General features: G+C 47.9%; 13 protein-coding genes and 1 tRNA gene. 9 read left to right on the top strand and 5 right to left on the bottom strand.

Annotated features, from left to right (window positions below):
* Positions 1 to 292: 292 nt before the first annotated feature.
* Positions 293 to 2,077 (top strand): ATP-binding protein, encoded by a 1,785-nt coding sequence (locus AB1797_08490; GenBank protein ID MEW5767645.1) that lies wholly within the window; start codon positions 293 to 295, stop codon positions 2,075 to 2,077.
* A 28-nt stretch (positions 2,078 to 2,105) separates the two neighbouring features.
* Here the strand turns inward: AB1797_08490 and AB1797_08485 are convergent, their stop codons facing one another.
* Positions 2,106 to 2,288 (bottom strand): hypothetical protein, encoded by a 183-nt coding sequence (locus tag AB1797_08485; GenBank protein MEW5767644.1) that lies wholly within the window; start codon positions 2,286 to 2,288, stop codon positions 2,106 to 2,108.
* Between AB1797_08485 and AB1797_08480 the strand changes: the two genes are divergently transcribed.
* The 3 genes from AB1797_08480 to AB1797_08470 all read left to right on the top strand — a co-directional run bounded on the left by AB1797_08480 (position 2,287) and on the right by AB1797_08470 (position 5,509).
* The gene (locus tag AB1797_08480; protein MEW5767643.1) at positions 2,287 to 4,713 is read left to right on the top strand and encodes a PAS domain S-box protein; all 2,427 of its coding nucleotides are present in this window, start codon (positions 2,287 to 2,289) and stop codon (positions 4,711 to 4,713) included. The two genes, AB1797_08485 and AB1797_08480, sit on opposite strands and share 2 nt — an antisense overlap.
* Positions 4,714 to 4,885: 172 nt before the next feature.
* Entirely contained in the window at positions 4,886 to 5,182 is a 297-nt protein-coding gene (locus AB1797_08475; GenBank protein ID MEW5767642.1) for a type II toxin-antitoxin system RelE/ParE family toxin, read from the top strand.
* Positions 5,183 to 5,197: 15 nt separating this feature from the next.
* Positions 5,198 to 5,509, top strand: coding sequence for a HigA family addiction module antitoxin (locus AB1797_08470; GenBank protein ID MEW5767641.1), 312 nt, complete (start codon positions 5,198 to 5,200; stop codon positions 5,507 to 5,509).
* 6 nt (positions 5,510 to 5,515) lie between these two features.
* Here AB1797_08470 and AB1797_08465 read toward each other — a convergent pair whose 3' ends face one another.
* The 4 genes from AB1797_08465 to AB1797_08450 form a co-directional block, all read right to left on the bottom strand.
* Positions 5,516 to 5,869 carry a thermonuclease family protein gene (locus AB1797_08465; GenBank protein MEW5767640.1) on the bottom strand — a complete coding sequence of 118 codons (354 nt, stop codon included), beginning with the start codon at positions 5,867 to 5,869 and terminating at the stop codon, positions 5,516 to 5,518.
* Positions 5,870 to 5,994: 125 nt separating this feature from the next.
* The gene (locus AB1797_08460; GenBank protein MEW5767639.1) at positions 5,995 to 6,222 is read right to left on the bottom strand and encodes a type II toxin-antitoxin system MqsA family antitoxin; all 228 of its coding nucleotides are present in this window, start codon (positions 6,220 to 6,222) and stop codon (positions 5,995 to 5,997) included.
* Between the two features lie 17 nt (positions 6,223 to 6,239).
* Positions 6,240 to 6,464: a DUF4258 domain-containing protein gene (locus AB1797_08455; GenBank protein MEW5767638.1), complete on the bottom strand. Its 225-nt coding sequence runs from the start codon at positions 6,462 to 6,464 to the stop codon at positions 6,240 to 6,242.
* Between the two features lie 433 nt (positions 6,465 to 6,897).
* Positions 6,898 to 6,989, bottom strand: a tRNA-Ser gene (locus AB1797_08450).
* A 189-nt stretch (positions 6,990 to 7,178) separates the two neighbouring features.
* Here AB1797_08450 and AB1797_08445 point away from each other — a divergent pair.
* From AB1797_08445 to AB1797_08425, 5 genes are all read left to right on the top strand, one after another.
* Complete coding sequence (locus AB1797_08445; GenBank protein ID MEW5767637.1) at positions 7,179 to 9,281, top strand: AAA family ATPase; 2,103 nt, start codon at positions 7,179 to 7,181, stop codon at positions 9,279 to 9,281.
* 359 nt (positions 9,282 to 9,640) lie between these two features.
* Positions 9,641 to 10,711, top strand: coding sequence for a DUF763 domain-containing protein (locus tag AB1797_08440; GenBank protein ID MEW5767636.1), 1,071 nt, complete (start codon positions 9,641 to 9,643; stop codon positions 10,709 to 10,711).
* A 359-nt stretch (positions 10,712 to 11,070) separates the two neighbouring features.
* Complete coding sequence (locus AB1797_08435) at positions 11,071 to 11,922, top strand: hypothetical protein (protein ID MEW5767635.1); 852 nt, start codon at positions 11,071 to 11,073, stop codon at positions 11,920 to 11,922.
* A 179-nt stretch (positions 11,923 to 12,101) separates the two neighbouring features.
* The gene (locus AB1797_08430) at positions 12,102 to 12,296 is read left to right on the top strand and encodes a hypothetical protein (GenBank protein ID MEW5767634.1); all 195 of its coding nucleotides are present in this window, start codon (positions 12,102 to 12,104) and stop codon (positions 12,294 to 12,296) included.
* Positions 12,297 to 12,442: 146 nt separating this feature from the next.
* On the top strand, positions 12,443 to 12,670 hold the full coding sequence (locus AB1797_08425; GenBank protein ID MEW5767633.1) for a hypothetical protein: 228 nt from the start codon (positions 12,443 to 12,445) through the stop codon (positions 12,668 to 12,670).
* Positions 12,671 to 12,894: the final 224 nt, after the last annotated feature.

Genomic DNA, 12,894 nt, shown 5'->3' with positions numbered 1-12,894 from the left:
CAAAACTAAGTTAAGCAGTTAGTTGGGAGACAAAGCAAAATTCCCTCTCCCTTGATGGGAGAGGGATAGGGTGAGGGTGAAATGGGCGGGAGGGGAAGCTCTTATGTCGACGCTGTCGGTAGAAAAGGAGATGAAACTTAACCCATAGCACTATAATCTGTAATGAGCTTACTTTTTTAACTTGATTTTGAGTAGATACCATCAAAGGAACAGACCGTAGAGGGCAAGACATTTGTCGTTAGTGGTGTAAACCGGCGATTTGCCATTCGGCAGATTGAAAGGATTTTTGGAAATGAAAGACCCAAAGAATACAGAGCATAAAAAATCCGCCATCCCGGGTACTTACAAAGTGGGTGCGCCATCCGCAATCCGCCATTCGCAATCCGCAATCCGAAATCCGAAATCCACAATCCGCAATCCGAAATCGGAACAATCTGAGATCACAAGAGTTCTGCTGATCGAAGATAATCCTGGCGATGCCAACCTGATCCGGGAAAAGCTGGCCGAAGTGAGGGACACGACTTTCGACTTGGAGTGCGCCGACCGGCTTTCGACCGGACTGGCCTGCCTGGTTAAGGGAAAGACCGATGTGATCCTGTTGGACCTCTCCCTGCCGGAGAGTCAGGGGCTTGATACCTTTACCAGGGTGCACGCTCAGGTTCCGGAAATGCCGATCATAGTGCTGACTGGTCTTAACGATGAGAGGCTGGCGGTCAAGGCGGTGCAGGAGGGGGCGCAGGATTATTTGGTTAAAGGGGTGGTTGATGGCAAGGTGCTTTCGCGCGTTATGCGTTATGCCATTGAGCGCAAGCGGGTAGAGGCAAAGCTGCGTCATTATGCGGAACGTCTAAGCACCCTACGTGATATTGATCGGGCTATCCTGGCCGCCCAGTCACCGGAGGCGATTGCTCAGGCTGGCCTGGATCACATTCGGCAGTTAATACCCTGTCGGCGGGCCAGTGTGGCGGTCTTCGACTTTGAAAACCATGAGGCCCTGGTGCTTGCCGTCCACGTTGATGGTGAGACTAAGCTTGGAACAGGGGTGCGTTTTCCATTAGAGGAATTTGGGGGCATTGAAGAACTTAGGCATGGTGAGGTTATTGTGGTGGAGGACATCCGGAACCTCTCCCAGCCGACATCAGTAGACCAAAGACTGCAGGCTGAAGGGCTGCATTCTTACATAAATGTGCCTCTCCTTCTTCAGAATGAATTGATCGGCAGCTTTAATCTTGGATCAGGCAGCCCTGGCTATTTTACTTCCGAATACGTGGACATTGCCCGCGAGGTGGCCAACCCGCTGGCGATTGCCATTCATCAAGCCCGCTTGCACGAGCAAGTCAAACATCATGCCGCCGAATTGGAGGAGCGTGTGATTAAGCGGACCGCCCAACTTCAGGAAATCAATGCTGAACTGAAGGCTTTTACCTATAATGTTTCCCACGAGCTGCGGGCTCCTTTGCGTGGCCTGCAGGCTTTTAGTCGCGCTTTACTGGATGACTGCGGCGGCCGTCTGGACCTGGACGGTCAGAACTACGCTCAGCACATCATCGAGGCTGCCCAGCATATGGACGCCCTGATCTGTGACCTGTTGGATTACAGCCGCCTCAGCCTCGCTGTAATAGATCTCAAGCCGGTAAATCTGGAGAAGATCGTGGAAAAGGTTATGAGGCAACTGGAGCTTGAAATCCGGGAAAAGGAGGCCCGGATAACCGTAGAAAGGCCGCTGCCCCAAGTGGTAGGAGATTCGACTATCTTGCGCCATATCCTGGCCAATCTGCTGACGAATGCCGTTAAATTTGTGGATGCCGGGGTCCAGCCACGGGTAAGAATATGGACGGAGGCGCGTGATGGGTGGGTGCGCCTGTGGGTGGAAGACAACGGTCTCGGCATTCCTCCGGAACACTGGGAACGCATCTTTCAGGTCTTTGAACGGCTGCATGGCATCGAGAACTACCCCGGCACCGGTATTGGGCTGGCTATGGTGCGTAAGGGAATAGAGCGAATGGGCGGCCGGGTCGGCCTTGAATCTGTGCCTGGAGAGGGGAGCCGCTTCTGGGTGGAGCTCCGAAGTAATTAACAATTGATGTAACTATTCAGCCACGGATTTACACGGATGAAACACTGATTTTTTGTAAGCGTTCAGCCACTGGCACAAAGACACAACCTCGATGCTCGATCCTCGATGCTCGATACTCGATACTGGATACGGGATCCTTTACCAGCATCGAGCATCGAGCATCATGTGCTGAACGGTTACCATTGATAATGGAATAAGGAGGTATGTCCATGAGGGGGGCCCTGAATATTCTTCTGATTGACGACAACCCGACCGATCGCTTGCTGGTTATTCGCGAATTGCGGCGGGAGTTTACCGACGTGCAGGTGGAGGAGATTATCGAGGCCAAAGGCTTTAACGAGGCCTTGAAAGCGGGTGGGTTCGACCTGGTGATCACCGACTATAAACTCCGCTGGACGACCGGTCTGGCGGTCCTGGAGGCCGTCAAGGTCCACTGGCCCAACTGTCCGGTTATCATGTTCACGGGCACCGGCAGTGAGGAGATCGCTACCAAGGCAATGAAGGCCGGCCTGGAGGACTACATTCTTAAATCTCCCAAACACTACGCCCGCCTACCGGCCGCCATTCAGTCAGCTATGGAAAAGGCATGGCATCGCCAGGCGCTAAAAGAGGCTGAAGCCCGCTACCAGAGCTTGTTTGATGGCGTGCCTGTGGGGTTTTACCGAACCACGCCGGCAGGACAGATCGTGGATGCCAACCCGGCCATGGTAGAAATGCTGGGTTACCCTGACCAGAGACACTTGTTCTCGACCAACGCCACCAACCTATATGTGAACCCCGAAGAGCGTAAGCGGTGGCAGGCCATAATAGAGAGCGAAGGGGTGGTGCGTAATTTTGAAACACAACTTTTCCGCTGCGACGGAGCCATCATCTGGGTGCGGATTAGCGCCAGGGCCGTCCGAGATGAGAATGGTCGGGTGGCCTGCTACGAAGGCAGCATGGCTGACATTACCGAGCGCAAGCAGGTAGAGGAAGAAATCCGTCAACTCAACCTCGGTCTGGAACACCGGGTGGCCGAACGCACCGCTGAGCTAAAAACAGCCAATAAACAACTTCAAGAGGAGATTATCACCCGCAAACAAGCCGAGGAAGCCCTGGCGGCCGAAAAGGAACGTCTGAGTGTGACCCTGCGCAGTATTGGAGATGGGGTAATTGCTACTGATACAAATGGGGAGATAGTTTTAATCAACCAGGTCGCTGAAAACTTAACCGGCTGGAATCAGAGGAAGGCAGTAGGTAAACCCCTGACCAAGGTATTTCATATCATTAATAAAAAAACCCGGGAGCGCTGTGAGAATCCTATCGCCAAGGTAATTAAAACCGGTAAAGTTGTTAGTCTGACCGACCGGACAGCCCTTATTGATAGAGATGGAACAGAACGTCTTATTGACGACAGCGCTGCGCCTATTCGGGATAAAAAGGGTAATATTATAGGGGTGGTCATAGTCTTCCGCGACATTACCGAAAAACAAAAAATGGAAGAACATCTCCAAAGAACCCAAAAACTCGAATCAATCGGTCTTCTTGCTGGCGGTATCGCCCATGATTTCAATAACCTTCTATCTATAATCTTGGGTAATATTGATTTGGCCAGGATGTATTCAAGGTCTGAAGATAAACTCCTGGAAAGGTTGGCCAGGTCAGAAAAAGGGTGCTTGCGGGCAAAGGATTTGACTCAACAGTTACTCACCTTTGCCAGAGGCGGCGCGCCGATTAAACAGCCTGTGGCTATTTCAAAATTACTGAAGAATACGATTGAGCTTGCCTTGAGTGGGGCCAGGGCCAGGTGTGAGGTCTCTCTACCGGACGATCTCTGGTTAGGCGTAATTGATGAAGCCCAGATCAGTCAGGTCATCAATAATATGATAATCAATGCCAGCCAGGCCCAGCCTTCCGGCGGGATAATTAAGGTGCGGGTTGAAAATGTGAGGGTTACCGCGGAAGACCTTTTGCCTTTGGTAGCCGGGAAATATGTGAAGATATCCATAGAAGACCAGGGAATCGGGATCCCGGCCGAAAACCTGCCCAAGATATTTGACCTATATTTTAGCACCAAAGAAGACGGAGACGGCCTGGGACTGGCCATCGCCTGGTCCATTATTAAAAAACACGATGGATGTATTGAGGTAAAATCCAAGGTGGGAGTTGGCACAACCTTTGATATTTATTTGCCTGCTTCTGATGAAAAATTGATAATTAAGGAGGAAGAAAGGCCTGAAATCTTTAGGGGGGAAGGGAAGATACTCCTGATGGAAGATGAGGAAGATGTCCGGGAAGTGGCCGGTGGGCTGCTCAAACATCTCGGTTATGAGGTAGAATTTGCCGGAGACGGAGCCGAAGCCCTTGATTTATATAATGAAGCCAGGAAGGCGGGTCGTCCTTTTGAGGCGGTTATCCTGGATTTAACCATTCCCGGTGGGATGGGAGGCAAGGAAATCATGCAAGAGCTGGTCGAAATTGATCCTGAGGTTAAGGCAATTGTTTCCAGCGGTTATTCCAATGATCCGATAATGGCCGACTTCGAGGGATACGGCTTTAGTGGTGTCGCGGCTAAGCCGTACGACATCAGAGAATTGAGTGAGGTGTTGCATAACGTAATTCAGAAGTCAGAAGAGAGGCCCAGACCTGACCTCTGATTACTGATTACGGCCTTGTTCATCGTTTGGGCCACTCACAGATTAATCGCGAATCGCGAATTGCGAATCGCGAATTGCGAATCGCGAATTAAAAATAGATTCGCGATTCGCACTTCGAGATTCGCGATTCGACAAATGGCCGAAACCATGAACATCGCCCTGCTGGGTATTAGTGTTGATACTCGATTTCTATGATAAGGGAACGGAAGACATTTACAACGGTATCGATTCAAAAGAGGCGAGAAAAACTCTGCCCGTTGAATTGAGAGGGGTTGCCTTGCGCAAATTCTATTTTCTGGATAACGCCGTAAATCTTGAAGATTTAAAAATACCGCCCGGTAATCACCTGGAGGCTTTACACCATGATCGTCGGGGACAACATTCCATCCGGATTAACGACCGTTACCGGATTTGTTTCATCTGGACGGAAAAAGGACCACGACGAGTTGAAATCGTGGATTATCATTGAAAGGAGTATTTGGTTATGAGAATGCCCACCAACCGACCACCCATCCATCCAGGAGAAATTTTACTGGAAGAATTTATGAAACCGTATGGTATGACACAAACAGAACTAGGCCGAAGGATAGGTGTTTCCCGTAAACATATCAATGAGATCGTCAACGGCAGAAAAGGTATTAGTCCGGAGGTAGCTTTACGTCTCTCGCGGTTGTTTGGAACATCTCCTGAGCTCTGGTTAAATGGTCAAACAGCCTGGGATGTATGGCAGGCTATGCATGAAGAAAATGCCTGGGAATTAGAAGCCATTGAGCCTGTAGTGGCTGCGCCCCCTTGAGCAATTCTACATCACCTCAGCCAGGTCGTGATCAAATAATTCTTGATTCAACGATTTCTCTGAATCTCTGAACCAAATCTCACCTATCCACCGGCCATATTTTTCCATTCGATGACTCTTAACCAGGCATTCCCCGTCATTTTCTTTGAATCGCTGCATCACGTATTCCCTGGCTTTCTGTCCTTGCTTATATTCGGATGAGTCTTTGCTGACGCCAAATATGGAGGGAGTATTTATTCCTTTGAGCCGGAAACGCTGATAGGTCAAAGTACGAAAGCCAAGATCCACCATCAGGTCAACGGTGTCTCCATCAATTATTCTCTTTAGTTTAGCGCCATAAAGATAGGCTGGTTCCTTCATCCAATCACCTCAGTAAAAACGTATCTACTCAAAATCAAGTTAAAAAAGTAAGCTCATCGATTGAGCTAAGCTGCGGCGGGCTTGCCCGCCGTCAGCTTCAGCGATTGGTTAGCCCCTCTATTCAATTATGCAAATTGGGCAACCTCCACAGGGCGTTCAACAGCAAAACTCTTGTGATGGATTCTAATGCGCTCAATTTCATGAAGGGTTTCTGCTGTAAAGTAGCTCTCTCCACAACTGGTGCAACTTACCATGGGGATATTCTCTATTACTATCAAATCCTTCCTTTTGCCATAGGTTTCGGCAACCCTGCGGATGCGAGCCCCTTCTTGCCCACAAATGTCACATACCATTTGATTTCCTCCTACCTTCATGGTACATATACAGTAATAAAAACAAGTTTATTGGTCGGACTTAGCTTTGCAATTACTTCAACTTCATCGCCTTCAATCGTTTCTCCTCTGATGCGGTACTTCCATTCAGCGGTCACTTTATCCTTCTGACGTTCTATTATTTCACCAGTAAGGATACCACGTTCAATGTCATAAATGGTTAACTCATCATCATTCATTTCTTTTCTTGCATGGGACGTCATTATATACTCTCGTCTGCGAACTTTTTCTCGCATGCGTTTCAAAATTCGCTTAAACATGACATTCTTTGATTATTACTTATTAGGGGCTAATACAGATTATAGTGCTATGGGTTAAGTTTCATCTCCTTTTGTCCTGACAGCGTCGGCATAAGAGCTTCCCCTCTCTCCCATTTCACCCTCACCCTATCCCTCTCCCCTCAAGGGAGAGGGAATTTTGCTTTGTCTCCCAACTAACTGCTTAACTTAGTTTTGAGTAGTTACGTAAAAACAACCGACCTTGGACAACGTCATCCCGGCCCAACATCCCCTCACCGCAAGCTGTGATCGCATCACAGCCACGGTGTTGCAACAGATGATAAATTTTTCCTTGACTGGTTTGGTATTTTAGGGTATACTCTCCTTAGTTTTTATCTCCTTGGTGATTAATTTTATCTGGCGGAGAGGGAGAGATTCGAACTCTCGGTAGAGTTGTTACCCTACAACTGCTTAGCAGGCAGCCCCGTTCAACCACTCCGGCACCTCTCCAAACCATATCTATTTGTAAGCGTTCAGCCACTAAGGCACAAACTCGATGCTCGATGCTCGATCCTGGATACTGGATCCTTTACCAGCATCGAAGATCGAGCATCGAGGATCAAGCATCGAGCATCCAGCATCATGTGCTGAACGGTTACATCTATTTTAACATAAAATTAATTTTGAGGCAAGTAAAAAATGATCTTCCGAAAACTAATTCTCACGGGTTTTGGCCGATTTAAGGATTATAGCCTGGAATTACGTGATGGTCTAAACATCATCATGGGGCCGAATGAAGCCGGAAAAACAACCATCATCGAGGGAATCTCGGCGGCTCTTTTTGGATATAGAAAACAGTTTAAACGAGACCAGGAGTTATGGGTCAAATATCGCCCCCTGCTTAAAGGAGTGCCTTATCGAATTTCCGCCATCCTGACTACCAGAGGGGGAATAACTTATCGAATCGATCGCAATTTGGAGGATAATCGTGGTCCAAATTTATATCAGCAAGAAGAACAAGAAAATTATCATCTCCTGGAGGGAGTCACGGAAAACAACGTGAGAGAGTTGGTAAAGGAAGAATTAGGCTTGACTGATATTTCACTTCTTGAGTCTACCCTCTTAGTTCGACAGGGGGAATTGGTTACCAGCCAAACCCAGGGGATATCTCAGGCTATCTTTCAGCGGGCCATAGGTGAGCAGGAAGTAGGCAGGGCGCTTAAGACCCTGAATGATTCTCTTCAGGAGATTGTCAAGGATGGTTATGTCCACAAGGGCTTACTTAAGACTTATGAAGCCAAGGTCGAGGAGCTATCCGGCCGTCTGATGGAAATGAAGAAAAATTACAGCACTTACGAATCTATGATTAAAAAAGAGGCGGAACTACAGTCAAAGATAAGCGACCTGAAAGAGAAGATAGCCGCTATTGAGCCACTGGTCGAGGGGTGGTATACTCAACGTGATTTAAAAGAGAAGAAAGACAGATGCGATGAAGAGGTAAAAAGAATTGGAGAAGTATTGGATAAGGTGGCTGAATGTGATAAGGAATTAGCTCCCCTGAATGAAACCATAAGGTCGATTGATCTCACTCTTTTTGACCGGGCGATCTTAGGCAAGCTTAATGCTTATCAAGGCAAGTTGTCTGTGCTGAGAGAAAGACGGGCCGAATACGACCTCAAGATGGAGAGGTTAAAAAGAGGCCGGGGCCTTTTTATCAGCCTGGTTCTTATCCTTTCCCTTTCTCTTGTCCTCCAAAATCTGCTGGTGAGCCTTATGCCTATTTTTAAATGGCTGCTTTATCTAATAGCCGCCTTCAGTTTAGGGGGACTTGTGGTCGGCCTGAATCGTTTCCTTAAAATGAGATCCATCCGTGATATGCTCAAGGAAATAGATAAAGAAGTCCGGCGAGCCAGCCAGGAGATGGAAGATATACTAAAAGGTACCGGCTGCTTTAGTCTGTTTGAATACGAAGATACGTTTAAAAAAGTAGATATGATCCGAAATAGAAAAAAGAGCCTGGAAGAAAAAAGGGATATCTTGTTGGGAGGAAGGCCGTATGCTGATTGGGAAAAACAAAAGAAGGATTTTTTAGCCTCAGCGGCTAAGTTCGAATTGGCCTTGCACGAGATCGGGGTCATCTTGAGCCCGGCCGAGTTTACCGAATATGAAAGCAGAGTGGCCAGACTCAAGGAAGAACTCGACCAGCTCAAAGAAGAAGATATTGCCCTTAAGCAAGATTTGGTTAATTACGATCAATTTGTCCTTAAAGGCGACCCTGGCACGGTAGAAAGCGAGTTGGAGGGAACGCGTCTTAAATATCAAGGCTATAAATTCCGTAAGGAGGCTTTGGAATTAGCCATCAAGGTTCTGGAAGAGGCAGCCGAAGAGACCTACGATGAATTTGCGCCGGCTTTAAGAGATTATACCCTTGAGAATTTTCAGCGCCTAACCAGAGGAAAATATAAGGATTTGACCATAGATAAGGATTTGCAAATTATGGTCAATCTTCCCATAGGAGAAGAGGAGGGGAGGGAAATCCCTGTGCCGGTTAATTATCTCAGCCAAGGCGCCCTTGATCAGCTTTACCTCTCCTTTAGGCTGGCCGTTACCCAATATCTTTGTCAGGTCCCTCAACTGCCCTTTCTTTTTGACGATCCCTTCGTCAACTTTGACCAGGCAAGGAAAAAGGCGGCTCTGGCTACTTTGGCCGATTTGGCTAAGGATCATCAGATTATTTATTTTACTAAGGATGCGGTGGATCCCTCGGTTGGGGGAAAAGTGGTAGAGTTGGGATGTAAGTGATAATAGAGCAGGCTAAAGGAAATGTAACCGTTCAGCCACAGATGCACACAGATGAAACACGGAAAATCCGTGATTCGTGTCCGTGATTCGTGTCCGTGATTAGGTTGTAGGGACAACCCTTGTGGTTGTCCGCCTATGGAACGGACAGGGACAAGCACGGACAGGGACAAGCCCTGTCCCTACACTTCCGCCTTCTGTCCTGTGTTATTTATCCGTGCTAATTCGTGCATACCTGAACGGTTACAAGGAAATAGACAAGGTCAGATAAGAGCAGCGAGGTAAAGTAAGGGCTATTAGAGAGCCTGAAGTGACCCAATGCTATCAGTGATACGGGTCCGCTCATTTCCAACTGAATTAAGATGCGAACCGGCATAGCTAATCTACCCCTCCATTACGGCAAGGCCCCAGCCTGGCTTTTCTCGAGGATGAAACGCCTGGCCAGAGAGGTGGCCATCTGGGTGGTAAGTGAATTTGGGCCGGAAGAGATGATCCTCAGGCTGTCGGATCCTTTCTGGTTTCAGGCCTTTGGCTGTGCCCTGGGTTTTGATTGGCACTCCAGCGGGGTGACCACCACTGTCTGCGGGGCGCTGAAGGAAGGCATCGCCGGGCTGGAATCCGATCTGGGTCTGTTTGTGGCCGGAGGTAAAGGGGCCAGATCGAGAAAGACACCGGCTGAGATTGAATCATTTAGTGACCGCCTTTCCCAAGATCCGCAAAGGCTTATCTATGCCAGCCGGATGACCGCCAAGGTGGACAACTCTGGCCTTCAGGACGGCTATCAGCTTTATCACCATGTCTTTCTCTTTACCAAAGAAGGCTACTGGGGAGTGATTCAACAGGGGATGAATGAAAACACCCGGTACGCCCGACGGTATCACTGGCTGGGTGGAGAGGTAAAGGACTTCGTGTGCGAGCCTCACTCAGCCATTTGCTGCGATCATCTGGAAACGCCCCTTAATATGGTCGCCCTTGAAAGCGAGGAGGCTAGATCGATTTCGGCTTCTCTTTCTAAAGAGAACCCCGAATCTATCGCCCAACAGCTTTCCAGACTGCAAAACCTGGACCTGCCCCCACGCCATCAGGTGCTTGTCTCCGATATTAATCCCCAGAGAATAAAGCGAATCCTTCTGGCCAGTTATGAGACCCAACCCCGGAATTTTGAAGCGCTCCTTGGCACAGCCGGAATCGGGCCCAAGACCATTCGGGCGCTGGCCTTACTTTCCGAGCTGGTCTACGGGGCTAAGGTTAGTGTTAGAGATCCGGTTCGCTACAGCTTTGCTCACGGTGGAAAGGACGGCCACCCCTATCCCGTAGACCGGGCCCTGTATAACCGGTCCATCAGCCTCCTGAAAAAGGCCCTAAACGCGGCCAAAGTCGGGCGCACGGAAAAACTGGAGGCCTTAAAGAGACTCGCGGTTATGGAAGAGTAGGCCAAAAGGTCGATTTATGCCCAATCCAAAGATACGAAACCGGTTAGGAAATGGAGGGCTTGATCCGGTCAGTCTGGCGGTAAAATTTTGCTTGACAATTTTGACAATTAGGTGTATAATCCATTTTTAATTTGTAACTATTTAGCCACTGATTAACACGGATGAGCACGGATAAAATAGTAGCCCAGACGTCTCACCGGAGGTAAATACATCTTTCCCCATCCTATTATATTATACTATAAACAATACTGAAAAAAAGGAGGTGATGAGTCAGGTTAGAAAATAAGATAAAAGCAGAGAGAGAACAGGTCTTTTTAAGACCAAGGGAGTTAAACTTCAAGACAGGAGGAAAATAACAAATGAAGAAGATGTTGCTGTCCTTAGGATTGACCTTAGGGTTGGTCTTGTGCGCGATTAATTCAGTTCAGGCCGAGACGGTGGAATCCGGCAAGGGCGCCTTTAAGTTAGGGACGATATTACAGGCCGGTTTCTTGATGGCGGAGGATGAGACGACTTATCCACCTTCTCAAGATGCTAATGAAAATACTTCTTTTACTCTTAACCGGGCCAGACTTCTGGCCACGGGGCAGATTGGTTCGGAGAGCGTTAAGTGGTATATCGAGACAGAGATGAAACACTCGCCGGAGATACTGGAGGCTAAGATCACTTTCCCCGGGCTTATACCCATGACTGATTTGTCTGTTGGTTGCCTGGCGCCTAATTTTACCCACTATGCGCCTATGTCAGTAGCCAAACTGGATTTCATTAACTACCCTCGATTGGTTTATGCATATGGTATGGGGTATCAGTGCGGTATCCAATCTACGACCAACCTGGAAAATGGGGTAAGCTTTAACCTGGGTGTGTTTAATGGGGGGGCTGGTGCGCCGCCGAACAACTTTTCTGACGATAATGACGATTTTGACTTCTTGGGCCGGCTGGCCGTTTCTCCCATCGAGGGACTCGATGTAGCTGCCTATCATTGGCAGGGGGCAGCCGGAGCCGAGGGAGATGTCAGCTTCAGCCGAACCGGAATAGAGGCAGGTTACAGCCAGCAAGGCCTGCGGCTTCTGGGTGAGTTTGTTATGGGTTCAGGGTATCCATTTAATGAGGATATAGACAGCCAGGGCTATTTTGCCCAGGCCCTGTATAAACGTGAATATGAAAACTCAAATCTACCAGAACAGATTGCCAATCAAGATGTTATGTGAGCCTGAGTACTTATTCGAGGCTACTAAATCTTGATAGAGGTAGTCTAATCAGGCAGACTATAGTTTAATGTTGGTATAATATGCTGACTGTTTGTTAACTGAGGCTGTTTCACCTAAACCACTGTAACCGTTGGTGTTAGTTTTCATATTCACGTTATAAGGTAAATGACCAGATAGAAGTGGGAGCCCGATATGATGGTTATGATCCCAATACCGATGAGGATGATGATGAGGAGAACTGGATTACCATCGGCGGCAATTACTTTATTCACGATGACAATGCTATGTGTTCCCTCAACTATATAATTAAAGACGAAGAGGCCGATTACGATAATAATGTCCTTAAGGGACAGGTGCAGGTTTCCGTCTGGTAAGCTGAAAGGTAGTCGACAGAAACCAGGTTTCGTGAAGAAACCTGGTTTCTGCACCACACCGACTTAATGAAGATTTTCGGATAAAAATAAAAGAGCTTGCTATATTTTTAATTAAATATCCGTAACCGTTCATCCCATGAGGCTGGATGCTCGATGCTCGATGCTGGATGCTTGATGCTGGATGCTTGATGCTGGTAAAGGATCCAGTATCGAGGATCGAGCATCGAGCATCGAGTGGGTATCTTTGTGCCTTAGGGGCTGAACGCTTACAAATATCCTTTATGAGCAACCAAAACAGAGATACCATAAAAGAAAGACTTAAAGTAGATTTAGACTTGCATTCCGCACTTGTAAAACAGGGTTATATGTGGTAAAATAGTAACGCATAGCCAGCAATAAACACAGCAATAAAGAAAGCAGAGGTCCTACCAATGATCAAAGCGCTTAATGAAGTAGAACTCGAAACCAAAGCAATTGGCCCGATGGTACTTACCACTCCCTTCCTTCGCAAGACGCTTTTTCAAAAGATCGTTGACTCCTATGTTCCGGTGTCGGAACAGGCAGATTTACCCAACGGTCTGATAGCTGAATTAGTTCT

Source organism: bacterium, assembly GCA_040753085.1.
Taxonomy (GTDB): domain Bacteria; phylum UBA9089; class JASEGY01; order JASEGY01; family JASEGY01; genus JASEGY01.
The sequence above is the reverse complement of the archived record's forward strand: the minus strand, read 5'-3'. Positions and strand labels throughout refer to the sequence as shown.